The 25,828-nt window shown below is 62.7% G+C and carries 17 protein-coding genes, 4 pseudogenes and 1 riboswitch; of the genes and pseudogenes, 5 read left to right on the top strand and 16 right to left on the bottom strand.

The window, feature by feature from the left end; all coding sequences use genetic code 11:
- Positions 1-2: 2 nt before the first annotated feature.
- Positions 3-530, bottom strand: coding sequence for an alginate O-acetyltransferase AlgF (locus M1R55_RS02970; protein WP_249393259.1), 528 nt, complete (start codon positions 528-530; stop codon positions 3-5).
- Positions 531-769: 239 nt separating this feature from the next.
- Between M1R55_RS02970 and M1R55_RS02965 the strand changes: the two genes are divergently transcribed.
- Positions 770-1,192: a GNAT family N-acetyltransferase gene (locus tag M1R55_RS02965; protein WP_249393258.1), complete on the top strand. Its 423-nt coding sequence runs from the start codon at positions 770-772 to the stop codon at positions 1,190-1,192.
- 330 nt (positions 1,193-1,522) lie between these two features.
- Positions 1,523-3,073, top strand: coding sequence for a threonine ammonia-lyase, biosynthetic (gene ilvA / locus M1R55_RS02960; RefSeq protein WP_249393257.1), 1,551 nt, complete (start codon positions 1,523-1,525; stop codon positions 3,071-3,073).
- A gap of 353 nt (positions 3,074-3,426) precedes the next feature.
- Here ilvA and M1R55_RS02955 read toward each other — a convergent pair whose 3' ends face one another.
- The 4 genes and pseudogenes from M1R55_RS02955 to M1R55_RS02940 form a co-directional block, all read right to left on the bottom strand.
- Positions 3,427-4,398, bottom strand: coding sequence for a hypothetical protein (locus M1R55_RS02955; RefSeq protein WP_371827145.1), 972 nt, complete (start codon positions 4,396-4,398; stop codon positions 3,427-3,429).
- A complete protein-coding gene (locus M1R55_RS02950; RefSeq protein ID WP_249393256.1) occupies positions 4,395-5,201 on the bottom strand; it encodes a M23 family metallopeptidase in 807 nt (268 codons plus the stop codon). The genes M1R55_RS02955 and M1R55_RS02950 overlap by 4 nt, the downstream gene beginning before the upstream one ends.
- 82 nt (positions 5,202-5,283) lie before the next feature.
- Positions 5,284-6,750, bottom strand: a pseudogene (locus M1R55_RS02945) (hypothetical protein).
- Positions 6,751-6,887: 137 nt separating this feature from the next.
- Positions 6,888-7,112: pseudogene (locus M1R55_RS02940) on the bottom strand (IS982 family transposase); the annotation flags it as partial.
- 64 nt (positions 7,113-7,176) lie between these two features.
- Between M1R55_RS02940 and M1R55_RS02935 the strand changes: the two are divergent.
- Positions 7,177-8,249 (top strand): annotated as a pseudogene (locus M1R55_RS02935) (IS4 family transposase).
- Between the two features lie 26 nt (positions 8,250-8,275).
- Here the strand turns inward: M1R55_RS02935 and M1R55_RS02930 are convergent.
- The 5 genes and pseudogenes from M1R55_RS02930 to M1R55_RS02910 all read right to left on the bottom strand — a co-directional run.
- Positions 8,276-8,809, bottom strand: a pseudogene (locus tag M1R55_RS02930) (IS982 family transposase); the annotation flags it as partial.
- Between the two features lie 125 nt (positions 8,810-8,934).
- Positions 8,935-9,963, bottom strand: coding sequence for an NAD(P)/FAD-dependent oxidoreductase (locus M1R55_RS02925; protein WP_249393255.1), 1,029 nt, complete (start codon positions 9,961-9,963; stop codon positions 8,935-8,937).
- Positions 9,960-10,388, bottom strand: coding sequence for a CoA-binding protein (locus tag M1R55_RS02920; protein WP_249393254.1), 429 nt, complete (start codon positions 10,386-10,388; stop codon positions 9,960-9,962). The genes M1R55_RS02925 and M1R55_RS02920 overlap by 4 nt, the downstream gene beginning before the upstream one ends.
- Positions 10,385-11,788 carry a glutamate-1-semialdehyde 2,1-aminomutase gene (hemL, locus tag M1R55_RS02915; protein WP_249393253.1) on the bottom strand — a complete coding sequence of 468 codons (1,404 nt, stop codon included), beginning with the start codon at positions 11,786-11,788 and terminating at the stop codon, positions 10,385-10,387. Before hemL ends, M1R55_RS02920 begins: the two co-directional genes overlap by 4 nt.
- A 324-nt stretch (positions 11,789-12,112) precedes the next feature.
- Complete coding sequence (locus tag M1R55_RS02910) at positions 12,113-12,784, bottom strand: hypothetical protein (protein WP_249393252.1); 672 nt, start codon at positions 12,782-12,784, stop codon at positions 12,113-12,115.
- Between the two features lie 119 nt (positions 12,785-12,903).
- Here M1R55_RS02910 and M1R55_RS02905 point away from each other — a divergent pair, with 119 nt between their 5' ends.
- Complete coding sequence (locus M1R55_RS02905; protein WP_249393251.1) at positions 12,904-14,298, top strand: alpha/beta hydrolase; 1,395 nt, start codon at positions 12,904-12,906, stop codon at positions 14,296-14,298.
- A gap of 244 nt (positions 14,299-14,542) precedes the next feature.
- Here M1R55_RS02905 and M1R55_RS02900 read toward each other — a convergent pair whose 3' ends face one another.
- The 6 genes from M1R55_RS02900 to M1R55_RS02875 all read right to left on the bottom strand — a co-directional run bounded on the left by M1R55_RS02900 (position 14,543) and on the right by M1R55_RS02875 (position 22,759).
- Complete coding sequence (locus M1R55_RS02900; RefSeq protein ID WP_249393250.1) at positions 14,543-15,181, bottom strand: thiamine diphosphokinase; 639 nt, start codon at positions 15,179-15,181, stop codon at positions 14,543-14,545.
- Positions 15,178-16,185 (bottom strand): ABC transporter ATP-binding protein, encoded by a 1,008-nt coding sequence (locus M1R55_RS02895; protein WP_249393249.1) that lies wholly within the window; start codon positions 16,183-16,185, stop codon positions 15,178-15,180. The genes M1R55_RS02900 and M1R55_RS02895 overlap by 4 nt, the downstream gene beginning before the upstream one ends.
- Positions 16,186-16,267: 82 nt before the next feature.
- Positions 16,268-17,818 carry an iron ABC transporter permease gene (locus M1R55_RS02890; RefSeq protein ID WP_249393248.1) on the bottom strand — a complete coding sequence of 517 codons (1,551 nt, stop codon included), beginning with the start codon at positions 17,816-17,818 and terminating at the stop codon, positions 16,268-16,270.
- A 75-nt stretch (positions 17,819-17,893) separates the two neighbouring features.
- Positions 17,894-18,919 carry a thiamine ABC transporter substrate-binding protein gene (locus tag M1R55_RS02885; protein ID WP_249393247.1) on the bottom strand — a complete coding sequence of 342 codons (1,026 nt, stop codon included), beginning with the start codon at positions 18,917-18,919 and terminating at the stop codon, positions 17,894-17,896.
- Between the two features lie 102 nt (positions 18,920-19,021).
- Positions 19,022-19,119: riboswitch (TPP riboswitch) on the bottom strand.
- Positions 19,120-19,308: 189 nt separating this feature from the next.
- Entirely contained in the window at positions 19,309-20,544 is a 1,236-nt protein-coding gene (locus tag M1R55_RS02880) for a nitrate/nitrite transporter (RefSeq protein ID WP_249393246.1), read from the bottom strand.
- Between the two features lie 85 nt (positions 20,545-20,629).
- On the bottom strand, positions 20,630-22,759 hold the full coding sequence (locus M1R55_RS02875) for a molybdopterin oxidoreductase family protein (RefSeq protein ID WP_249393245.1): 2,130 nt from the start codon (positions 22,757-22,759) through the stop codon (positions 20,630-20,632).
- Positions 22,760-23,100: 341 nt separating this feature from the next.
- Between M1R55_RS02875 and nirB the strand changes: the two genes are divergently transcribed.
- Positions 23,101-25,704: a nitrite reductase large subunit NirB gene (gene nirB, locus M1R55_RS02870; protein WP_249393244.1), complete on the top strand. Its 2,604-nt coding sequence runs from the start codon at positions 23,101-23,103 to the stop codon at positions 25,702-25,704.
- Positions 25,705-25,828 lie beyond the last annotated feature (124 nt).

Genomic DNA, 25,828 nt, shown 5'->3' with positions numbered 1-25,828 from the left:
GGTTATTTGGTCTTGGTGCTGCTTTGGGTGAGCGTCAGGCCGCTGTCGGTCAGCACGAGCGCGTAGGCGTTGCCGCGTTCCAGCTTCACGCCTTTGAGGGTGCCCAGTGCTTTGGTGCCTGCAAACGCGGCCAAATCCACGGTAATGCCGTTCACGGCGCGGCTGCCGCTCTGGCCCGTTTTGACGCCTGCCACCACAGCCGTTTTGCCATCCGCCGTTTTCAGGTCGACGCTGGCGTTTTTGCTCAGGTTGTAGATCGTCAACAGCGCTTTGGCCCGGTTCTCAGCGGCCTGATCCGCCATCAGCATGACTTTGCCGCCGTTGCTGATCACACTGTAGAACTTGCCTGCCTCGACCTTCAGTTTGCTGGTAACCGTGCCGATTTTGGCGGCAAATTCTCCCTGCGGGATAACAACGTAAGCGCTGGCAGCTCCTTTGAGGGCGCTCACAGGCTTGCCTCCCAGCGTGGCGGCGGGCGCATTGATGACCCGCACGAAGGCAGAGTCGGCGGGGGGGGCGGGATCATACAAGCCCGTCTCCTGAGCAGCAGCGAGACCAACCAACAGGCCAATTAAAGGAAGAGCTTTTAACATCTTCCTAACTTAGCTGGAAATTGCCGAGCTTGCACCCAAAGTTGTGAGATTTTGCCGGGACATTTTCCTTAAGTGTGTGATAAAGATTGGTCAGTCTGGGAATATGAGCATCATGTGAGAAAAAGATGGGAATGAGGTGAGCCTGTCTCTCAAAGGGTTTAGCGTGCGGGGAGGTTGTGACCACAGGTGACACCTTCCCATATGACCCTGCGTGGTCGTCCGAACAGGCCCGATCCGTGTGGGTGCAGCCTCTTCCCAGTCACACCGTCGTTGCCTGCGATGACTCGCGGATCCTGGGAACCGCACATATGGGGCGCAACCGTCCTGGTGCAGGAGCGCACGTGGCCACTGCAAGTTTTATGGTCGCTCGGGACGCGCGTGGCCAGGGAGTCGGACGCACACTGAGCGAGTACGCCCTCTCCTGGTCACGTGAGCAGGGGTTCGCCGCCATACAATTCAATGCCGTCGTGGAATCTAACGAGGTCGCGGTGCGGCTCTATCAGGCACTTGGCTTCAACGTCATCGGAACCGTGCCTCAGGCGTTCAAGCATCCGACGCTGGGATTGGTTGGTCTCCACGTTATGCACCGCTTTCTTTAATCTTCACTTGCCATCAGATTGACGCCTTCCCCCACCGCTAGTCGCTGATGAGCATATGCATGTCAACCCGTATTCGCGGTTATTCTTTTCACATCTCCACGATCCACAGGTTGACGATTCACCCCGCCCCTTGTCTACCCTCCCCCCGCTTCACCCTGCGCCCGACGCCTATGCTGAGCGCATGAACGCGGCCAGCCTGTACGGGCGAATTATTCAGAGATTCGGGGAGCGACGCTTCCGGCTCTGAACTGCCGTGATGCCCTTCCCCGCCGATCTGGTGGGGATTTTTTTATGTCCAGATCACTCAGTTATACGAAACAGGAGAAACTCATGATGCAGGCCAACGAATTTAAACCCGGAACCCTTGATGCGATGGATGTGCTGCGCTTGGCTCTAACCAGCAAGGTCTACGGCGCGGCCATCGAAACGGCGCTCAGCGAGGCTCCGAGCCTCAGCAGGCGCACGGGGAACCGTGTCTTGCTGAAGCGGGAAGACCAGCAGCCCATCTTTTCGTTCAAGATTCGCGGCGCATACAACAAAATGAGCCAACTGACAGCGGCGGAAGCAGCACGCGGCGTGATCTGCGCCTCGGCGGGCAACCACGCACAGGGGGTGGCCTTTGCGGCGCAGGCACTCGGCATCCGCGCCGTGATCGTGATGCCCGCTACCACGCCCGACATCAAGGTGCAGGCGTGCAGGCAACGCGGGGCCGAAGTTGTGCTGCACGGCGACAGTTTCAGCGACGCCGAGGCCCACGCTTACGGCCTTCAGCAGGGTTCGGGCCTGACGTTTGTGCACCCTTACGACGATCCCCTCGTGCTGGCTGGACAGGGCACGGTGGCGCTGGAACTCCTGCGGCAACTGGACGCGCCACACGGCTTCACGGTGTTCGTTCCGGTGGGCGGCGGCGGCCTGATCGCGGGCGTTTCCGGCGTGCTGAAGGCGCTGCGGCCCGATATTCGCATCGTGGGCGTGGAGCCCGACGACAGTGACGCCATGTACCAGAGCCTTCAGGCGGGCGAGCGCGTGCGGCTGGACACGGTGGGCATTTTTGTGGACGGCGTGGCGGTCAAGCAGGTGGGCGCGTATACCTTTGACCTGACGCGGCGCTACGTGGACGACTGGGTACGCGTAAACACTGATGAAGTCTGCGCCGCCATAAAAGACGTGTTCGACGACACCCGCGCCGTGATGGAACCCGCCGGAGCGTTGGCCGTGGCAGGCCTAAAGAAGTACGCCGCTGAACACGGCTTGCAAGACGAAGTGCTGGTGGCCCTGACCTGCGGTGCAAACGTGAACTTTGACCGCCTGCGCCATGTGGCCGAACGCGCCGAAATTGGCGAGCAGCGCGAGGCGATCTTGGCCGTGACCATCCCCGAACGCCCCGGCGCATTCCGGCAATTTATCGAAGTGATCGGCGGGCGGGCCATCACCGAATTCAATTACCGTTACGCCCCCCGCACCGACGCGCAAATTTTTGTGGGCGTGCAACTGGCGCAGGCTGGGCAGCGGCCCGCGCTGGTGCGCCAACTGACCGATCTGGGTTACGCCGTGACCGACCTCACCGAAGACGAACTCGCCAAAGTGCATGTCCGCCACATGGTCGGAGGCCGCGCCCCCGAAGCCACCGACGAACGCGTGTACTCCTTTACCTTTCCCGAACGCCCCGGCGCACTGCTGCAATTCCTGACCCACCTGCACGCGGGCTGGAATATCAGCCTATTCCATTACCGCAATCACGGCAGCGCACATGGCCGGGTCTTGGCCGGAATACAGGTGCCAGACGAAGAGATGGACGCCTTCGCAACATTTTTGGACGGTTTGGGCTATCCGGCAGAGGACGCGACTCAGAATGCAGCGTATCGGTTGTTTTTGACTTGAGTGGCGGAGTTTGCTGGGGGTTGGTCTAAAGGTCTGGGGTCTAAGGAAGGGCAATCGCTGTCGCTCACTCACCCTGATACCGCGAGAGGCCAGGGCCAAAAATAGACCCAAACCGTTCCCGCCCAACTCCGTGGGAGGCCTTCGTGTGTACAACGCGCGGGCCAATTTCAGTGTCAAGACGACTGACAATTCCGCTTCAGACGAAGGATTAAGCCGAGTTGGAATGCAGCAAGAGCAATCCTCCCGAGCGGAGCGCTGAGTTCCCCCTAACCGGTGGGGTAGGGGGCTGGGAGGTGGGGCAAAACGTGGGAGAAGTCCAAAAAACCGCCTCCAACAGGCGCAAACGTCGCCAGCTACTCCGGCAAACTCACTACCCGAACATTCCCGTCCTTCGCACTCAGGTAGCTGATCTTTTTCCCGTCCGGGCTGACACTCCAGTCTCCTTGCCTGACCTGATCGCCCAGATCGCCCAGCGTGCGCCAGGTCCCTGTGCGGGCGTTGTATTCGCGCAATACATGCGGGCTGCCGTCTGGAACCAGGGGAATGACCAGCAGCCGCGAGGCGTCGCGCCAACGGTAGGAGCCGAAGGAATCCAGCCGCTTGGCCGTGCCCCCAGCCGTGTTTTGAATCCATAGGCCGTTGCGGGCGGCGCTGTCAAAGGCGATGTAATACACGACGCGGGAACCATCGGCGCTGAGGCTCAGGCCCCGGAAACTGATGGCAGACCGCAGGGTACGGCGTGAGCCTGTGCGGGTATCGAGGGTAAAGAGGTCACGGTCACGGCCTGCGGCGTTCAGCTTGCCATTCAGCAGGAGGGTAGAGTCCTCAATCCAGCCGCTGATGCCGCCGCCGTACAGGGTTGCAATCTGCTTGGGCGCAGCAAACACGTCGGATATAAAGACGTGGGTGGTGCGGCGGTCAAAGTTGCCGCTGGTGTCGCTGCGGGTGTAGGCCAGCCGGGTTTCTGTGGCCGTCCACGTCACGTCTGCGCCGCGTGTGGGCAGGGTAAACTTGCGCCCGTCGCTCAGGCGTTCCAGCGTGGTATTTTCTCCTGTGCCGGGCCGCACCGCCCAACGCAACTTGGGCGAAAAGTAGGCCACAGAAGAAAACCGCCGCGTGACTGCGCCGCCCTCTGCCGGAACTGAATAAATGCCTGTAGCACTCCGCACAGGCGGGCCGTCCAGGAACATGAGCGCCCGCGAGTCGGGTGCCCAGACCACGCCGGGGCAACACGTCCCCGACAATACGGTTTTGGAGGGCAGGGTGGCGGCCAGGGCCGATCCCATAAGAGCAACAAGCCCGACCAGAACGGCGGCCCGCTTCACCGCGCTCCCCCTGGTGCGGGCGGCCAAGGCTTGGCGAACTCGTTCAGAATGCGCCCGCCACGTAGCACTTCCGGCTGAGATTCGGGTGTTTGCCACTTGCGCGGGGCCGTGAGGTCGTATTCGTAGCCCCGGCCAAAGCTGCCTGCCAGCGCTAAAGAATCCCAATCGGCGGCAATATAGGGCAACGGATTGAAAAAGCGTTGGTGAGAGCGGTCACGCAGTTCGAGGTGCAGATGCGGCGCACTGACGCACGTGAACTGGGAGTCTCCGCTTTCGCCTATGATTTGGCCCCGCGTGACGCGCACGCCCACCCGCAGGGGCGAACGCACACGCAAATGGCCGTACAAACTGCTGAGATTACCCGCATGATCGATAACGATATTGTGCGGCGGGCTACCGTGTGGGCCGTCTACTTCGGCCACCACACCGTCCCCGATGGCGCGTACCGGGGTGCCGCAGGGCGCACTGAAATCCAGCCCCGCGTGTACGCCCTGAAGGTTGCCATACGTGCTGCGGCGCTGCCGGTACGCGCCCGTCGTGTTGCCGTAGCCTTGACCCAACAGCCAAGAATTCGGCCCCGGCGCACCCGCAAAAGGCAACCCGAATTGCCGTGAGGGTTTGGCAATGACGCTGCTGGGCAAGGCCGCCGCGTAATGTGCCGCCGCCCATGTCCCGCCCGCACCAACGCACAACATCCCCACAAGCGCCCACCGTGTTCCCGTCCACCGCCGTTTCATGACCGAATGCTGGCGCACTGGGCCGCCGCAGAGAGTGGGAAAGGCCACAGGCGGGGGGACGGTCAAGCCTTCAGCGGAGTGCCTTCTACTGAATGCCGCTCTCGCCAGACAAAACCCGTTCCGCCTCACTTGTGCTGCCCACCAAACGTCAGCGTAAAACGTTCGGAACCCGGCACACCTCGACGTAGCCGGACACAGGCGCTTGCTTCTCCAGTTGAACAGCCAGAGAGCGGACGGATTTTTCGTCGGTCAGCAGGCTATAGAAGTCGGTTCGGCTGCCCGTGAAATAGGAAGCTGGAGTCCGGTAGATTTCAAACCTCAGCGCTGAGCCGTCCGTGTATGTTCCTTCCCTGACTTCAACGTAGTTTGTGGGCGCGTCGGTGTGAATATGAATCAAGCTTTTGCCCTTATTGATCGTGGCCCGCTTGGGCGCAAAGACCATCTTTGCCGATGGAGCCGAAAATTCAGTCTTAGCAATGCGGGTCGCGTTCGAACAGCCGATCAAGGCGGCAGTCATCTGGCCATAATCGAAGTCGTTGTTGGAAACCCCACCCATAAACGGCACCACCACGAACGTCGGCAACTTGGCCACCAGTTTCGGATCTGCCAGGTAGCCTGCCAGGGTCGCCGTCTTTCCGTTTCCAGAGACCGAGTTATTCACCACAGGGAGCGCGGTTTTGGCCTCCAGCAGTACGCCAAAGTTTTTGTCGCCTCGGGTACTGCTGTAGCTCAGGCCGAAGCTGTCGCCAAAAATACCGATCACCGGCTCGACGTCATCCAGGAGCGAGGTGGATTCGGCGGTGTAGGTGGCGTCGTCCACGGGCATAGCCTCGATCCTCAGATCATAGGCTGTCATGTAGTGCGAGCCCATTGACCCCGCAGATCCCCCCGCGGGCTTGATGGTCAGCTCGCCTTGCTGCCGCTCCAGATCAAGCTTCTGGGCCTGGGCGAGGGCCGAAATCTGTGCGGCAATCTGCGTGGTGGCGGCCTCCATTCCAGACAGAGACCAGTGGTGGTCGCGTGATTGGAAAAAATCTTCCCCACGTGCATTGACTTGAAAATTGAGAATGGTGGGCATCAGATCGACGACCGTGATGCCTGTGGCCCGCGTCTGAGCGATCATGGTGTTCCACGACGCCACATACTAATCTTTAGAAAACTGCAGATTCGGGTAGCGCGCGAAGTCGAGCGTCTTTTCGGCGCTCATGGCCCGCGTAGGTACCGGCACCAGAATCAGGGTGGAACCCCGCATCTTGAATGCTTTGGTCAGCTGGTTCAGGGCCGTCAGCGACGTGCTTCTTAGGCCTTCCAGTGCTGTAAATTCGTGACTCTCAAAAATCCAGCCGTCCGAGCCGAACAGTTCGTAGGTACCCTTCCCGTCGATGTCGCTTGACTTGGCGCAGGCCGTGTAGGTGGGCTGAACCGTGGAAGTGGTTGCTTGGGCCAGAGAACACCCAAGAGAGAGTGGAGCCAGAGCCAACCCGATCTGGGTCGCCCGCTTCCACCGGGCATGGACCTCAGGCCGAGTCTCATCTGTGTGGCCCAGTCGTTGCGCCGCAAGAGGGGTGTAATTTCGCTGAAAAGTGTCTATCCAAGGGATATTCGTGCCGCGCATAAGCCATGCTGACTGTTGAGGCGTTACCGGAAGATCGACCAGACGGCGGGCCAGTCGGCCTCGGTGTAGTTACGAATTTGCACCCGAACAGTGTAATCGCGAATAGACGTACTACATAAGAGTTGACAGGGAGGTGATCAGCCGCTGAGGTCAATGAGTTTCAGGTTGTGAGCCAGGACGTTCAACGCCATTTTTAAGCGCAGGCTGAGATACGTTTTCAACTGTCCCCACCGTAGTCCTGCACCTACCAAGACGGAAAATGCCGACTCGACACACTTTCTGGCCGCACCGTATTCTGCCTTCCAGCGCGGATCAACCCGTTTGGCATTCACTTTCGGCGGTGTCAGGCATGTCCCCGACTGCTCTCTAGGGGTCAAAAGCCTGCATTCGAGGTGAAAAGTCGGTTCCTGTACGGTGTTTTCTGCGATGAAGAACACCAAGAACCGACCGCCTCAGGATAACCTCTGTGCACGCCTGACGACCCACTTTCCGCTTGATCCGCGTCGCCTCACCGTCTTGGCGGCGCTGATCCTCGCCATCATTGAAAAACGCACTGTCTGTCTGTTCCAACTGGTGGTGTGCATTCGTCTCGCCTTGCCGACGAGACCATCTATCAGCGCCTGAAACGCTTTGTCCAGTTTGACTGGGCCGATCAGCAGTCGATGGTGGCCCGCTTCGTGCTGAGCTTTTTCCGTGATCAAGATGATCTGGTGCTCATCCTTGACCGCACGAACTGGATGTGGGGGCAGCGCGATCTCAATCTGCTGATTCTCAGCGTCATGTGGAAGTCGTTCAGTTTCCCGTTGGCGTGGACGGTGCTGCCCCATGGGGGCAGCAGTTCATCAGCGACTCGGATCGCCCTGTTGGAATCGGTCGTGGCGTCGCTTCAGGGCAAGCGTCTCGCCCTCCTCGCCGACCGCGAGTTCATCGGGCGGGACTGGTTTCTCGCGCTTCAACGCCTGGGGATCAACAGGGCGATTCGACTGCATGCCACCACACGTGTGAATGGGATCGAAGTCCGGGCTTGTTTCCAGAAGCTCCAACCGGGTGAATTGCGCCGCTGGCACTGTGCGATGACGGTCTATGGTGTGCGGATGCGGGTTCTTGCCTGAAAGAACCTCCACGGCGAGATCCTGTATCTGGCGTACCACGGGTGGAGTACCCAGGCCATTGATCGTTACGCCTGGCGCTGGAACGCAGAACACATGCACCAAGCGCTCAAGGGACGCGGTTTTGATTTGGAAGCGACCCGACTGACTGATGGGGATCGGCTCAGCTTGCTGTTCGGCGTGGTGGCACTCGCCTTCATTTGGTGCTGTGTCAGTGGGGATTTCGTGGCCACGAAATCCCCACCAAAGACCTTAAAGCACGGCTACAGCGCCAAAAGCCTGTTTAGGCTGGGTCTAGACGCCCTTGGCGCCGTTCTCTCAAGGCGGCCTCGACAAAAACATTCGTCCAGGCCGACATTCCTCCAATTACTCGCGACTTTTGACCCCTAGAGAGCCCCGACTGATAGCCCTTGTCCCCAATCTCTGTTCATGTCGCATAGCACGCTGAAATCGTGTTCATTGGCTGGCCGAATCTCATACTTGATGATTGTGCCATTTAGAGTGCTCCAAGTGTGGGGTTCGAAGCCGTACACCGGTTCACCGGTGCTGAAGCCAGGACGGGCTCCACGGAATTTGCATCTTGGAGCTCGCTTGAAGGTCGAGACGGGCAGGGGCTCAGAGTCGACAACGACGAAATCCAGTTTCTGGACTTTGGTGGCAAGTGGTTCGACCACCGGCGTTAACCGGGCCAGCCGGATACGGGTCTGAGGCTCGGACGGGAAGGGCGGGAAGTGGTCGACTCTGAGAAATCGCCATCAGCGGCTGAAGTGCGGTACCTTGTGCAGCCTCTGAAGCAACGCAATCGCCAGTAGGTCTGCATCGGATATTTTCTCGTGTGCGTGAAGCAATTTTGCTGCAACACGGGGTCCAATCCACCGAGCGAGGCAGGTGACAGCTTCAGGCAGGGGGAGTAAAGTCAGATCAGGACGGCACTCATGTGCCGTCCTGATCGCATTCTTTGGGATCGAAGTCACTCCTATTCGCGGTGAATCTCTAGGGGTGTTGCAAAAGTTTAAACCAACAATGTTGACGCTCACGCCCACATGCGCTGTTCCCACGTTCCACAACCCACCCACTACGATCCAGCCCCCACCCTCGCCGCCAAGCGCCAGCCACTCAATAAGGCCGCTTCTACCCTTGGGCCGTGCGGATCGGGCGTCAGCCAATCGCCGCACCAGCCGAGATTCAGGTCTTCATCCCAGTGGCAGGGGGCAGGCACGCGGGCGGTGGGCGTGGCGTAGCGCCAGCGGTGGGCAAAGGCGTGCAGATGAGGCAGCGATTGGCCCAGTACCTCTGCCGCCGCTCCCAACAATTCCGGCAACACCTCGTCGGGGCGGCGCTCCAGGTTGGCGCGTGACCAGTCGGCCCCGGCGTGCAGCATCAGCGCGGGCGGGTGGCCGGGGGCGCGTTTGGTGTGTTCGCGGGCGATCCAGTCCAGCACCGGGTGTCCGGTAAGTTTCAGAGCAGGCCAAGAGTGGCCCTCCAAGTCTTGCTCCAGCACCACGCCCGCCGCCCAGCACGGATCGAAGCGCACGCGGCCCACCGTTTCGGCAGCGTCGCCAATATCGTGGTCTTCCAGCAGGGCGGCCACTTGTGGAGCAGGCAAACTGAGGATCAGGCGCGGGGCCTCCCAGCTTGCGCCGTCGCGGGTATGCACGCGCCAACCGTTGCCCCGGCGCTCCAAGCTGGTCACTTCGGTATCGGTTTGTACGTCCAGCCCGCGTGCGAGGGCGCGGCCCATACCACTGAATCCTTCGGCGGGCGCGTAACGGGGGTGGCCGTCTGCGGGCGTATGAAGCTCGCCGCCCTGCCACTCGCTGACCGTGCGCGTCCATTCGCTTAGCCAGCCTTCGCGGAGGCCTGCTTCTGCTAAAGCTTTTGTGCGGTCATGCCGGGCCGTAAAAAAGCGTGCGCCGTGATCCAGTCGTGCTTCGCGGCCATCCTCCAAAGGCATCCGGCGGGTAGACGCCCTCCCCGAAACGCCCTTGGATTTGTCCAGTACCTTCACGCGCAGGCCCGCGCCCGCAGCGTCCCGCGCACAGGCCAGTCCCGCTAGACCCGCACCGATGATCAGCAAGTCGGGGGCTGGATGGTGTGCGGTCAAAGCAGCGCCCGGTGATCGGCCAGCATGCAGCGGTCTTGAATCACGTCTATGCCGTGCGCCGCCAACTCCTGCGCGGTGGCGTCGTCACGGATGCCCAGTTGCAGCCACACCACCTTGGGCAGCGGATTCATTGCCAGAATATCGGCCAGATGGTCGTGCACCTTGTCGCTGCGCCGGAAGACTTCCACCACGTCTACAGGCGTGGCAATTTCGGCCAGCGTAGATACCGCCTTTTGCCCAAAAAAGCTCTCACCCCGCGCCGCCAGCGACGGATTCACCGGAATGACGCTATAGCCCTGCCGGTGCATGTATTCGGGGACGTAGTGGGCGGGCTTTACGGTGTCGCGGTGAAAACCGATCACGGCAATGGTTTTGTGTTCGGTCAGCACGCGAATCACGTCGGCGGTGGAGGTGAGTAGGGTCATTGTTCTCCTCTTGGGGCCAGATTGAGGGCGGCGTAGGCCTGTGCAGCGGCTTCCAGCGTGGCGTTTAGGTGCGCGTCGGTGTGGGCGGCACTCACAAAAATGCTCTCGAATTGCGACGGTGCCCAGTAGATTCCGCGTGCCAGCATGCCCTGAAACCAGCCCGCGAAGGCGGCGGTGTCGCTACGGGCGGCGTCGGTGTAGGTGCGGATACTGCCGTGCGGGGCGCTGCTGTGAAAGGCCGTGAGCATGGAGCCGATCTGGTTCACGCTGATGGGGACGCCTGCTGCCGTAGCCCCAGTTTTCAGCCCTTCAGCCAACTGGGCCGTATAGGTATTCAGGCGCTCGTACACGCCGGGGTCGGCTTCCAGTGCGCCCAGCATCGCCAACCCCGCCGCCATTGCCAGCGGGTTGCCGCTCAGGGTTCCCGCCTGATAGACCGGGCCTTGCGGAGACACGAAATTCATCACTTCCGCCCGCCCGCCGTATGCACCCACAGGCAGCCCGCCGCCGATGATTTTGCCCCAGCAGGTCAGGTCAGGCCGCAGCCCCAACAGCCCGGTGGCTCCGCGCAGGCTCAGACGGAAGCCGGTCATCACTTCATCGGCAATCAGGAGCACGCCCGCCGCCTGAACGCGGTGCAGGGCGTCTAGGAATTCGGGGGTAGGAATTAGCACCCCGGCATTGCCTACCACCGGCTCAAAAATCACGGCGGCGATCTCGTGCCCACGAGCCGTCATCAGGGCGTCCAGCGCGGCGGGGTCGTTGTACTCGCTGACCAACGTGAGGGCCGCGTATTCTTCCGGCACACCCGCGCTGCTGGGGGCCGCTTGGCCCAAGCCCTGGCGGTTCAGTTGCCCTCCATCGGCTACCGCGTCGGTCATCAGGCCACTGCCCGCTTCCACCAACAGACCGTCAGCGTGGCCGTGATAGTTGCCGCGAAACTTCAGAATGTACTTGCGGCCTGTAAAACCTCGTGCCAGACGCAGGGCGCTCATGGTCGCTTCGGTGCCGCTGTTCACAAATCGCACGCGGTCTACCCCGGTAATTCGCGTCACGGCCTCGCCCAGCAAGACCTCACGCTCGCCGGGAGCGCCGAAGCTGGTGCCGCCCGCCAACGCCTCTATCACGGCTTCGCGCACGGCGGGCAGGTTGTGGCCCAAGATCATCGGCCCCCACGAGCCGATGTGATCTATGTAGTCGTTGCCGTCTGCATCGGTCAGAATCGCGCCGTTGGCCCGCGCGACAAAACGCGGTGTGCCTCCTACGCTGCGAAAGGCCCGCACCGGACTGTTTACGCCGCCGGGAGTGACCGCCTGTGCCCGCGCAAACAGGGCTTCCGACTGCGTTGTGCTGGTTGTAGCAGAAGAAGGAGTGGAAAGAATCTCAGGATTCGCCGTCATACGGCACACCTTACCGAACCCTGATGAGACGTGCGGCGAGAGGGCAGACAGTCTGAACGCGGGGCCAACGGGGGGTGAGATTGGGGGTCAGCACAGTCGCGGAGGGATCGGCTTGGTGTATGACGGCGAATCCGTATTCTCAAGAGTATCGGTGGTATCGAGTGATAGAGAACAGACCTCTTAAAACGCCGTCTAGAACGCTCAGCCTGCCCATCCCCGCTGCTCCGTAACGCTACGACTCTCAGCTCGGCCAAAAAAAACTGGACGGCTGAAACCTTCTCCAGTCCGTCCAGCCCGAAATTTAACCGAGTCTTGCTTGCAGATTTACAGCCCCAGCAATCCCACTGCCGCTGTCGTCAGCAATTCGGTCTTGAAAGGATTCACCAAAGCTTGCGCCTGCGGGTCTGCGGCCTGCACGGTGGTGTTCAGATCGGGCAAGCGGCCCTGCTGCAAGGCAGATGCGGCCTGAGCAAAATCCACGGTGGGCACGCCGAGAGCACGGTTTACGTCCCCCCGCACAGCGGCGTAGCGTTCGGTGGTCATGCCTTCGCGGGCCAGGGCTGTGGCCTGCGCGGTGCGGGCTGCCCCCACGCTGCCGCCGACCTCACGCAAAATGTTGACCACCTGCAAAATATTGGGCGTCGCGCCGTTCTGCACGTCTGTCCAGACGGTTTGCAGGCCCGTAAAGCTGCTGCCCAGTGCGCTCCGCACGTCGCGCCGAATACGCACGAATTTTTGAACGTCGGCTTTGGTCAGCGGGTTAGTGGTATTGACGGTGGTGGCCGTACCAGATGAGGGCGGCGGCGTAATCGTGGTGCTGGAATTGCCTGCTCCGGTCTGTGTTTGCGTCTGCGCGGGTGCGCCCTGCCAATTTGCCAAAAAGCTGCGTGCAGGCTGAATCACCAGAAACCACGCTGCCGCCCCCAATAACGCCAGCACCAACAGCGTGCCGCCGCCGCAGCCCAGGCAGCCAAAACCTACTCCTCTTCGTCTCATGCCCCTAGGGTACGGGCTGAACATGAATAAGGTTCCCGGCGGGTCTGTCTTGCGCTACACTCGGTGGGTCTTAACAACCTAGATGTGCGGGCTTTACTGCACTCTTGCGGAGGTTTACTATGATCCGTTCTGTCTTCCTGACTGCCCGCTCCGGCTCTGCCCTGCTTCTTTCGGCCCTGACCCTGGCCGCCTGCACCCAACCCGTTGCCCCGCCTGTGGCCGAAACCCGTACCCAGGACACCCGCACATTTACCGCTGTCGTGCCTACCCTGACCGCAACGCCCGGCGCGGCGCTCTATCAGGGCAAATACCCCGGAATTCGGGGAGAGGCCAGCTACGCCATAGAGGTTCCCGCCAACTGGAACGGACAACTCGTGATGTACGCGCACGGCTACGCGGGCACGGGCGCAGAGTTGCGGGTGCAGGCTCCGTCACTGCGGCCCTTCCTGCTGTCTCAGGGCTATGCGTGGGCCGCCAGCAGCTACAGCGCCAACTATTACGATGTGCAGGCAGGCGTAGAAGACACCAATGCCCTCGCCAATGCCTTTGTCAGCCTGACCGGGGGCAAGCACGCTGCGCCTACCAAAACGCTGATTATGGGCGTCAGCATGGGCGGGCATGTGGCCGGAGCCGCCGTGGAAAAGGAAACGCAGGCCAGCGCCAAGAATAAAACCACCTATGCTGCGTCGTTACCCCTTTGCGGCGTGATGGACGAAGAATATGAGTTCCAGTGGCTCGGCGATTACACGCTGGCGGCGGCGCAACTTGCAGGCTTTGGCCCCCGCATCTTCCCGCAAACCGACTACCAAACCCTCCTGCCCGACATCAAAGCAGCCCTGTTTAGCAGCACCGAGGGTGCACAGTGGCAAGAAAACAGTGTGCAGGGCGCAAAACTCCGTGAGATTGCCCGCAACCTGACGGGCGGAGACCGCCCCGTATTCGAACTCGGATTCCGCAGCGCTACCTGGCAAAGCGCCGTGCTGGGCACCGGCGGCGCAGACGGCACAGTCACCGGAATCCTGCCCCGCAACCTGTATGACAACACCAACGTGTCCTACCGCTGGACGGCGGGCGCAACGCCTACCGCTGCCGAGGCCGCCTTTAATGCCAGCATTCTGCGTGTGAAGGGAGACGTCAACCCCAACCCGGCCCGCGCCGACGCTGTGCGCTGGCTGCCCCGGATCAATGGCGAATTCAGTGTGCCCGTGCTGACCATGCACACGCTCGGAGACTTTTATGTGCCGTTTGCCCACCAGCAAAAATACCGTGCTGCTGCCATTGCTGCCGGAAATGGTGACCGCTTGGTGCAACGCGCCATCCGGGCTGCGGGGCACTGCGAATTCAATGCCGCTGAACTTGTAGAGGCGTTTACCGATCTGGTGACGTGGGAGAAAACGGGCGTGAAGCCTGCGGGCGACGACGTGACCACGCCCAACGTGGTGGCCGACCCGAACTACGGCTGCAAATATACCCGCGCTCCCCGTGCAGGCGTGGCGGCCTGTGTGGTCAACTGAGGCCGTGGTGGGCTTGATTTCTTCTTGATCTCTGCATTGATCGGCAACTTGTAACGGTTGCCGGGCAGGGGAGGACAGAATGCACTTCTCCCCAGTTCTGAGGGGGGCGTTGCGCCAGCGACGGGGTTGCCCTCCCAGGCTAGCCAAGAATCGTCAATTCAGCTGTTGCTCTCGCGTCCTCGCAAACGCCAAACACAGCCCCGCCGGATGCAGTGGCGGGGCTGTGTTTGCTGTCGTCCCGATCTCAACCCCCTGCCATTTCCGTCCCGCCCGCCAACACCGTCACCAATCCCCAGCCCTCTTCCAACGTGGCGGTCACAGTTTCTCCGGTGGTTTCGTTGCTCACAGTCCACCCGCTGCCCAGCGGCACATCGGCGCGGTGCAGGGGCCAGCGCACTCCGCCGAGGCTCAGGCCGCGCAGGTTGGAGAAGGCCAGCACACTCAGGGTCAACTCCGTTTTCAGCTCTAGCGCAAGGGCAGCGGCGGGCAGCAGCGGCCAGCCCCATTCGTCGCCGCTGGTGAGAATCACGGGCCAGCCTTCCCGTGCCAGCCGAATCCCGCCCAGCATCAGGGCCGCCGTATGGTCAAAGCGGCCCCCGAAAGCCCCGATAAACACCAGTGCAGTCGCGCCGCGTTCCAGGGCCACCCGCACGGCCAGTTCTGCGTCGGTCTCGTCCTTGGCCGCCGGGTGAACCTCGCGTGGGGCGTCGAGATGCACGTCTGCCGAACTGTCGAAATCGCCCACCCACACGTCTACGGCCACCCCAAGTGCCGCCGCGTGCCGTGCGCCCCCATCGGCGGCGACCACCAGCGCGGGCTGGGGCAACGCCGCCAGCAGAGGCGTCGGCGTCAGGCGGCCCCCGACCAGAATCCAAGCGATCATGCTTGTCTCTCTGACACGGCTTCCCGGTCATCCACCAAGCGCTGAAGTTGCCCCTCATTCACCCACACCCGCAACTGTCTATCCACAATCTGCAGGCTTTCGCGGGGGCTGAGATTCAGCGTGAGAGGGCCGCGTGGGTGCGCTACCGTCACGGTTTCGCCGGAATCGTGGGGCTGGCGGGACGTGACCGGATAAGGCTCACCTTCGCCCAAAGTCAAGGCCTGTTCTGGCACCAGCAAGCACACGCCGCCCGGTTGCGGCCACAGGTTGGCCTGGCCCAGGAACGCCGCCACCCACGCCGTCGCCGGATGCCGGAACACGTCCTGTGCCGCGCCCTGCTGCACAATTTGGCCCGCCCGCATGACCGCTACACGGCCCGCCAACGCCAACGCTTCGCGCTGATCGTGCGTGACCAGCAGCACGCCCGCGCCCACCCGTGCAAACAGCGCCCGCAACTCGCCCCGCATTTCGGCCCGCAGGCGTTCATCCAGGTTGCTGAGGGGTTCATCCAGCAGCAACAGCGGAGAGGCGGTGGCCAATGCCCGTGCCAGCGCCACCCGTTGCGCCTGCCCCCCGCTGAGTTCGGTCACGCGTCGGCCCCCGAACTCGGCCAGATTTACCAGCGTCAAGGCCTCCTGTGCCTGTGCCCGAGCTTGGGGCCGGGGCAGGCCACGCACGCGGGGGCCGTAAGCCACATTGTCCAGCACGCTTAAATGGGGAAACAGCGCGTAATCCTGAAATACCAGCCCGATGTGCCGCGCTTCGGGGGGCAGGGCCGTCACGTCCCGTCCGCCGATCTGTACGGTTCCCACATCGGGAACTTCCAGCCCCGCGATCATCCGTAAGACCGTGCTTTTGCCACAGCCACTCGGCCCCAGCAGCGCCACCGTTTCGCCTGCCTGTACGCTGAGCGATACGTCTTTTGCAGCCTGAACACCCTGCCGGCCGCCGTAGCGTTTGCTGAGGTTTCGGGCGTCCAGTGCGGCAGGAAGAGTGCTATTCATCGATTGCACGATTCCCAAGGATTCCACACTCTAAAGCACCCCAGCCAATGCCCAGGCCCCACATTCATTCCCCAATCCTTCTTCACGTTACTTCCCCTTCCCCGCCGTCCAGCAGCGTAAAAGCCAGCACGGCCAGCACCAGCAGCAAGGTCGCCAGAGCGCAGGCTTCGGTGAGGTTACGTTCTCCAGGACGGCCCAGGCGGTCATACAGGCCGGTGCTGAGGGTGGCCCACTCTGGGCGGGTCAGCACCAACGTGGCCCCGAACTCGCCCAGCACGGTGGCCAGGGCCAATGCCGCGCCGCCTCGCAGGGCCGGAAGCGTCAGGGGAAATGTGACTGTGCGCCACACCGTGTAGCTACCTGCGCCGAGTGTCCGGGCGGCTTCCAGGGTGCGCGGGGGCAGCGCCCGCAGGGCCGGAAGCAGGCTGCGTGTGACCAAGGGCATTCCCAGCAGCGTATAGGCCCCGATCAGCATGGGCAATGTGGCTGACAGCGCCGGATACGCCAGCAGGTAGCCCACCGCCAGACTGACGGGAGACACCATCAGCGGCAGCAGCGATAAGCCGTCCAGTACACGGGAAATTGGCCCCCGCGCCCGCCAGGCGGCCAGAGCGTGTAGCCCGCCCAGCAGCACCGCGCCGAACAGTGCCAGCACGCCAAAACGCAGGGTATTGCCCACCAGAGTCCACGTTTCGGGGTTGCTGAGAACGGCCTGCCACGCGGTGAGACTGGGGCCGCTCGTGCTGATCAGACTGCGGGCCACCACCGCCAGCAGAGGCCCAAAGCAGATCAGCGACACGCCGCCCATGAGTGTCCAGATCACGGCCCGTGTGCCCCCACGTGCAGGCACCAGCCCCCGCCCACTGATGCCTGCGCCCCCGCGTGTCAGGGCGACATAGGCCCACGTCGCCGCGCCCGTCAGTAGCAGTTGACCCACGATCAGGGCCGAGGCTTCCGGCAGGCGCAGTTGGTAGGCGGTCAGGGTGTAAATCTCCACTTCCAGCGTGCTGTAGCGCTCGCCGCCCAGCGTGAGCGGCAGGCCGAAGCTGAGGGCCGAATAGAGGAACACCAAGATAAATCCGGCGGCCAGTCCGGGCAGGGCCAATGGGAGTGCTACCGTCCACGCGGCCTTCCACCCCGATGCACCCAAAGAGCGTGCCGCGCCGATCAGGTGAGGCGGAACCCGTGAAAATCCCGCGTGCGCCAGCCGAATCATCACGGGCAGATTGAAAAACAGGTTGCCCAATAAGAGCAGGCCGGGGCCGTCGCTCAGGTCTATTCCGGTCAGGCGGGTGATCCATCCCTGTGGCCCCAGTAAGGCGGTCAGCCCCAGTACAGCGACCAGTGTGGGCGTCACGAACGGCAGCAGCAGGAAACGCAGAAACACCGCCCGGCCCGGCACATTCCAGCGAGACAGCAGATAGGCCAGCGGCCCGCCCACCGCCAGCGCCACTGCCGCCGTGCCCAGCGCCTGCCCCAGCGTCCAGCCCAGGCGTCCCACGAAATACGGATCGCGCCACACGCCCAGATTCACTCCGCCCTCAGCCAGCGTGCGCCCCAGCGGAAGCGCCAGCAGCAGGGCCATGAAGGTCAGGGGCAGGAGGGCCAGCAGGAAGGTGGTTAGGCGGGCCATGAGCCAGAAGCTCTGAGCCGTGAAAGACAGGATTCATAGCCCACAGTCCATAGTTCAGAGCCAAATCTGTACGCTCTAGCGCCGCAGCACATTCGTCACCCAGCCGTCGACCAGCCGTTGAGGGTTGGCGAGCAATGCGGGTTTGATGGGCGTGGGCTTGGGCTGCTCAGCAAACTTGAAGACCGGATTTAGCGGCGTGCCTGCTACCGCCGGATAAATCCACAGCCGGGTAGGAAGGTCGGCCTGTACGCCCCCCGACAGCATAAAGTCCACGAATTTGCGGGCCAGCCCGGGCTGTTTGGCCCCCTTAAGAACGCCCACACCTTCCAGTTGCAAGAAGGTACTGCCCGGCAACAACAGGTTCCCGGTGGGCGATTGCTGGGGCAACTTGGCCGCGCTGAATCCCTCGGCATAAAAGACCTCGGCGGCGGGGCTGCTGGCATAGCTCAGCACGATGGGAAACTTGCCGCCATTGCGCGTAAACTCCTTGTAGTACGCATCCGACCAACCGCGAGTGACCTTCATGCCGCCCGCGCGGACGGTGCGCCACCAGTTCCACGCGCCCGCCTCGCCGTACTGGTTCACGCTCGCCAGCAGGAAGGCCAGACCGGGGCTAGAGGTCGCGGGGGACGGAACAACCGTCAGTTTGGCATAGGCCGGATTCTTCAAGTCATCCAGCGTCTTGGGCAGGGCTAGCCCCACTTTCTGGAACCAGGCCCGGTCAAAGTTGAAGGCCACGATGCCGTAATCCACCGTGTTCAGCAGCGTCGTGCCATTGGCCTCATCCATGCGGTAGGTGGCGGGCACGGCCTTCAGCGCGGGCGAGCGGTAGGCGTCCAGCACCCCGGCAGCGCGGGCACGCGGTAGCAGGCTATTGTCCAGCCCGTACACCACGTCGGCCAGTGGCGCACGGCGGGTCAGGATCAGGCGGTTCAACAACTCGCCCGCATCGCCGCCCTTCACAAAGCGCACGCGGGTCGCATTGGCTTTCTCGAAGGCCGCCACCAGCGCCTTATCTACCTCGAAACTGTCGTGAGAGATGACGGTGAGGGTGGTTTGGGCGGATGCCGCGCTGCCCAATAGCAGTCCTGTAACGATCATTGCTCGTCTAATTTGCATAAACATAAAAAAGCCCCTTCGCGTCAGGAAGGGGGGCGTTTCCCTGACGATGCAGGGCACACGGAACGGGGCCGCACTGGGCAAGCATTCCGCGCATCACGCTCCCTCCGCCGGAATGACCCGGATCAGGTTCCTGGGGTATGTCTCAGCCCTAACGTTGTAGGGCACCCCCGGTGACGACAGGGGAGAGCATAGCGCAGAAAGTGGGGCGGGAAGGCGTGTATGCGTGCTTTGTCTAAGGGTCTAAGGTGTTGGGGTGGGACGCCGCTCGATAGATTCTTCGCACCCCAAAGGAAGAAGGTCCAAGCAAAGACGCATCCGCCGTTGCTTAGACCCTTCGACCCTAGACGCTTAGACGCCTTTGCGCCCTATCAGGCAAAATTAGGCCGACGCCCCAGCGCCCGCAGCCGCATCATGCTGGCCACGAACACGGCGGTGCTGAGCAGGCTGACGAACATCAGCGTAATAAACGCCGCCTGAGGGCCGAGGCTGGGTTTCAGGAAGGCGAACGCGAGGGGCAGGATAAATCCGCCGAGGCCGCCCAGCAAGCCCACTAGGCCGCCCACCACGCCCATGTCACGCGGATACCACTGGGCCACCAGCGTATAGGTGCTGGCTTTGCCCACACCCATGCCCACGCCGACCACAGTGGTTAGCAGCATAAACGCTGTCAGGGGCAGTTCGCGCATCAGGGGCAGCAGGCCCAGCAGCATTACGGCAAAGCTGGCAACCGTGATGCTGCGCGGGCCAAAGCGGTCGCTGAGGTAGCCGCCGAGAGGCCGCAGCAGGCTGGCCGGAAAGATAAACAGCGCGGTAAGCAGGCCCGCCTGTGCCAGCGGCAGGCCGTAATGGTCTACATAGTATTTGGGCAAAAACAGGCTGAGGGCCACGTATGCGCCGAAAAACACCACGTAATACAGCCCGAAGCGCCAAACCTGTGCGCTGCCGAGAGGCCGCATCCAGTCGGCAAAGGTGCGAACCGGGCGCACGGCGGCGTCGGCGGGGGTAAAGCGGGCGGTAAGAGCGGCAATGAGCACCAGCAAAATGGCGAACACGAACGGGACGAAATGCCAGCCGCCCGGAATCAGCAGGCCCACCGGAATCAGCGTAATCAGCAGCGGCGCAAGCAACTTGGTGATACTGGCCCCCGCGTTGCCCGCGCCAAAAGTACCGAGTGCCAGCCCCCGGCGCGACACCGGAACCCACTGGGCAATCCACGCGTTGCCCACCGCAAAGCTGACCCCCGCGAGGCCCACACCCAGCGCCAATGCCAGCAGCGTGTTGTAGCTGTTGGCAAACGCTAGAGCGAGGGCAAAAGCCGCCGTAATCAGCGTGACGCCCAAGAAGACCTTTTTGCCGCCGATTCGGTCGGCCATCAGGCCAGCGGGCAGGCGCAGCAGCGAGCCGGTCAGCACGGGAATAGCGGTCAGCAGCGTGAACTGAGTATCGCTGAGGCCCAGGGTTTTGCGAATGGGCAGGCCCACGATGGCAAACATGACCCACACGGCAAACATCAGCGTAAATCCGGCGGTACTCCACGCCACCACCCGGCGGGCATCGGGGCTGATCGGCTCGGCGGCAGGGCTGGAAATCGGGGTAGATGTCATGGCAAAACCTCGCAACAGAGACAGGAGAGGGCGGACACGGCGCGGGGAACACGGTGTCGAGCGGTAAAACGGGCAAATTGGATAGTCAGCGCATCACAGGTTGACCCACCCCCCGCATTGGTTCGGTTGCAGCCGCAGCATGGGCTGGGTGCAGCCTGACGGGCGTGGCCTTGAACGCGGGCATCTTGGAATGCGGGTCGAGCGTGTGGGGATCGGTGAGCAGATTGGCGGTTTCCGGCCAGTGGAACGGCAAAAACACCGTGTCAGGGCGAATGCCGGGAGTGATGGATACGGGCAGGGTGGTACTGCCATGAGCAGTTTTCAGGGTCACGGCGTCGCCTGCCTTCAGCCCATGTTGGCGGGCCGTATCGGGGTGCATCTGGGCGGTGTTTTCAGCCCGCAAACCTGCGTTCCGGCGCGTCTGGGTGCCGCTCTGGTACTGGTTGCCGAGGCGTCCGGTGGTGAGGGTGAGGGCGCGGGGCGACGCCGTGAATGCGGGCAGCGTGGGCAGATGCAGGGTTGCCAGTCCATCGGCGGTGGGGTAGGTGGGCGCGTAGGCGTAAGGCGTATCGGGGCCAGCCGCGTGTGGCACGGGCCACTGGGCACTGGCCCGGTCAAGGCGCTCGGCACTCAGACCGCTGTAATCGGCCTTGCCACCGCGCGTGGCCCGGAAGAATTCGTCTTGCAAATCCCGGAACGTGGCGTATTCGAAACCTTTGGGACGGCCTACCGCGTGGGCCAGATCGCACAGGATGCGCCAGTCTTCGCGGGCGGCTCCCGGCGCAGTGATCGCTTTGCGGCGGCGCTGCACCCGGCCTTCCAGATTGGTGGTCGTGCCTTCTTCCTCGCACCACATGGAACCGGGCAGCACCAAGGTTGCCAACTGCGCCGTTTCGCTGGGCAAAAAGTCGATGACGATCAGGTGCTTCAGCGCCTGAAGGCGTTCGGTGACGAATCCGGCCCCCGCCGCGCTGACCACCGGATTTGACCCCAGCACGATCAGGGCTTCTATGTCTGTGCCGCAGGCGTTCAGCAACTCCTGTGCGCTCCTGCCGGGTTGGGGCAACTCGGCGGGATCGCAGTTCCACAGCGCGGCAATCTCGGCGCGGTGGCGGGGATCGCGCAGGCTGCGTGCGCCCGGCAACTGGTCAGTTTTCTGGCCGTGTTCGCGTCCGCCCTGCCCGTTGCCCTGCCCGGTCAGGGTGCCGTAGCCGCCGCCCGGTTTGCCAAAATGCCCGGTCAGAAAGGCCAGATTCAACAGCGCGTGAACCGTGTCGGTGCCGTGGGCATGCTGCTCTGCGCCGCGTCCGGTGAGGATCAGGGGCTTGGTGGCACCCGCGTAGGCGTGGGCCAGCGCCAAAAAGTCGCTTTCGGGAATGCCGCATTCGTGGGCTACGCGGGCGGGCGGGTAGTCGTCGGCCTGGCGCAGCACCTCGGTCAGGCCGTGTGCGGTGGCGGTGGGCCGAATTTTGCCCCACTGCTTCATCAGGTGCAGCAGCCCCAGCGCCAGCACGCCGTCGCTCCCGGGCCGAATCCCCAAGTGTTTGCCCGCAACTTTGGCGGTGGTGGTAGCGCGTGGATCGATGGCGTACACCAGCGCCCCCCGGTCTTTGGCGGCCTTGAGGTACTGCATGATGGGCGGCAGCGTCTCGGCAATGTTCGCGCCCACCAGCAAAATCAGGTCACTGGTGCCCATGTCGGACAGGGGGAAGCCCAGCCCCCGGTCATAGCCCACCGTGCGGTTCAGGGCCGTGCTGGCCGAGGCCATGCAGTAGCGCCCGTTGTAATCGATGTTGGCCGTTTTCAGCGCGAGGCGGGCAAATTTGCCCAGCAGGTAGGTCTTCTCGTTGGTGAGGCTGCCGCTGCCGTACACGCCCACCGCGTCAGGATTGGCCGCCAGTAGCGGCGTCAGGGCTTCGCGCACATAGGCCAGCGCCTCGGCCCAACCCACAGGTACGAGTTCGCCGTTTTTCCGGAGCAGCGGCGTGGTCAGGCGTTCGGGGTGGCGCAGATCGCTGAGGGCCGCCAGCCCCTTTTTGCAGACCGTGCCGTGCGCCACCGGGCATTCTTTGGTGGGCGTGATCTTCACGGGCAAATTGTTTTCGATGTGCAAGTCGAAGTTGCACTGCACCGCGCAGTAGGGGCAGGTGGTTCGCACCAGCCGGGGCACGGCGGGCGGCAAGACACTGGAAGCGGAGACGTGCGGCGCAGACATGGCCTCACCTTGCGGGGTACTTGTGTCTATGTCAAGGTCAAATTTGCAGAACGAACTGTTTTTTGGTGACATCTAGCAATACACGTCTAAATTCTTCTGTCACTGTTCCGGTGAATTTGCAGTTTGTTCGAAAATCTATTGACAATCGGTCTGAGATCGTTCCCAATAGAGGGCAGAGGGGGCGCGGCGTGCGTGTCGGCCTTCCTGCCCCCGGCCTCCCTGCTCCGATCTGTACTGTCCCAATCTGTACCGGCCCGATCTGTACTGTCCCAATCTGTACCGGCCCGATCTGTACTGGCCCGATCTGTACTGGCCTTCCCCCGCTTTGAGAGAGGTTTTTGATGTCGCACCCCACCAGTCCAGCTGTCGCCCAAAGCACCTTGCCGCACGTCGTCGTCGTGGGCAGCGGCATGGTCAGCCACCGTTTTGTAGAACAACTCCGCGCACAGGCCGACGCCGCTTGCCTACGCGTCACCGTCGTCAGCGAGGAATTCCGGCTGGCCTATGACCGGGTGCACCTGAGCAGCCATTTTGACCAACCGCGCCCCGATCTGGCGCTGGCGACGCCTGTGGGCTACGCCGAACTGGGCGTGAATGTGGTGTTTGGCCGCGCCAGCCACATCAACCACACCACCCGCAGCGTGAGTGTGGGGAACACTGAACTGAGTTACGACGTGCTGGTGCTGGCAACGGGCAGCTTTCCCTTCGTTCCGCCCCTGCCCGGTAAAGACGCGGCGGGCTGCTTCGTGTACCGCACGCTGGATGATCTGGACGCCATTCGCACGGCGGCGCAGGCATTGCAGGCCGCAGGAAAAAGCACAGGTGTGGTCATCGGCGGCGGGTTGCTAGGGCTGGAAGCAGCGGGCGCACTGGGCAAACTGGGCCTGCAAACGCATGTGGTGGAATTCGCCCCCCAGCTGATGCCCGCGCAACTGGACGCCGAAGGGGGCGCGACGCTGCGCCGCACGATTGAAGGCATGGGCATCGGCGTGCACGTGGGCAAGGCCACCTCTGAGGTGCAGGTGGATGAGAGCGGGCAGGTGACCGGGCTGGCCTTTGCCGACGGCTCTAGCCTGCCTGCCGACTTGGTGGTGTTTTCGGCAGGGATTCGGCCCCGCGACGAACTGGCCCGCACGAGTGGCCTGAGCGTAGGCGAGCGCGGTGGAATCACCATCGATGACCGCTGCGTGACCTCTGACCCGGCGGTGTACGCGGTGGGCGAATGTGCGCTGCACGACGGGCGCGTGTATGGGCTGGTGGCTCCCGGTTACAGCATGGCAAAAGTGGCCGCCGCCAGTGTTCTTACCGATCTGGGCCTTCATGAAGGTTCAAGCGCCCGCTTTACCGGGGCCGACCTTTCTACCAAGCTGAAGCTGCTGGGCGTAGAAGTGGGTAGTTTTGGCGACGCCAAAGGCACCACCCCCGGCGCTCGCACGGTCAGCCTCAGCGACAATGTGCGGAACACGTACAGCAAACTGGTGCTGTCGGAAGACGGATTGCGCGTGCTGGGTGGCCTGCTGGTGGGCGATACGGCCCGCTACAGCGACCTGCTTGACCTGACGCTGAGTGGCACGCCCCTGACCGTGCCGCCCGAAACGCTGATCGTGCCGCCCATGCCCGGTGGCGCGGCCTTACCTGCATCTGCCAACGCCCTGATCTGCTCCTGCGAAAACGTGCGCTCGGACGCCTTGTGCAGCGCCATTGCGGGCGGTGCGCGGGACGTGGCGAGCCTGAAAAAATGCACGGGCGCGGGCACGGGCTGCGGCGGTTGCGTGCAAGTGATGCACGGCCTCCTGCAAACGGAACTGCGGCGGCTGGGCGAAACCGTGTCCAACCACCTCTGCGAACACTACCCGCACTCGCGTCAGGAACTCTTCGACCTGATTCGGGTCAAGGGCTGGCAAAGCTGGGATGAAGTGCTAGAGGCGCACGGCAGCGGCATGGGCTGCGAAGTGTGCAAGCCAGCGGTGGCGAGCATTTTGGCGAGCCTGCACAACGAGTATGTGCTGAAGCCCCAGCACGCGCCGCTGCAAGACACCAACGACGCCTTTCTCGCCAATATCCAGAAAAACGGCACCTACAGCGTGATGCCGCGCATTCCCGGCGGAGAAGTGACGGCAGAAGGGTTGATTGCTATTGGCGAAGTGGCCCGCAAATTCGGCCTGTACTGCAAGATTACGGGCGGGCAACGTATAGACCTGTTGGGCGCACAGCGCGACGATCTGCCCGCCATCTGGACAGACCTGATCGCGGCAGGCTTCGAGAGCGGGCACGCATACGGCAAAAGCTTACGCACGGTCAAAAGCTGTGTGGGACAGACATGGTGCCGCTACGGGGTGCAGGATTCCACCAGCCTCGCCATCCGGCTGGAATTGCGCTACCGGGGCCTGCGCAGCCCGCACAAACTCAAATCGGGGGTATCCGGCTGTACCCGCGAATGCGCCGAGGCCCGCAGTAAGGACTTTGGCCTGATCGCCACCGAAAAAGGCTGGAACCTGTATGTGGGTGGCAACGGAGGCGTCACACCCAAGCACGCGCTGCTGCTGGCCGAGGGGCTGGATGAAACCACGCTGATCACGCTGCTTGACCGCTTCCTGATGTTCTACGTGCGAACCGCTGACCGCCTGCAACGTACCAGCACCTGGCTGGAAAACCTGGAGGGCGGGTTGGACTACCTGCGGGCCGTGATCGTGGACGACAAATTGGGTATCTGCGCCGATCTGGACGCGGCCATAACCCACCACGTCGGCACCTATGAAGACGAATGGGCCGCCGCCCTCACCGACACGGCAGGCTTGGCCCGCTTCCGCACCTTCATCAACAGCGACGCCCGCGACAACGCCATCGAGTGGGTAGACGAACGGGGCCAGATTCGGCCCGCGCCGCTGCAACCTGTCTCGCTGCATGGGCTGACGCCTCTGCCGATGGCGGGCGGAGACGATTAAAAGCCGTAAGTGGTCAGTGGTGAGTGGGAACTGCAAAAACCATGACCATTGCCCATCAAACTCTGATCAACAGGGCTTCTCAGACCCTTAGACCCTCGACCCTTAGACCAGCTTTTTGCCCTGT

It is taken from the genome of Deinococcus sp. QL22, assembly GCF_023370075.1.
GTDB lineage: Bacteria > Deinococcota > Deinococci > Deinococcales > Deinococcaceae > Deinococcus.
The sequence above is the reverse complement of the archived record's forward strand: the minus strand, read 5'-3'. Positions and strand labels throughout refer to the sequence as shown.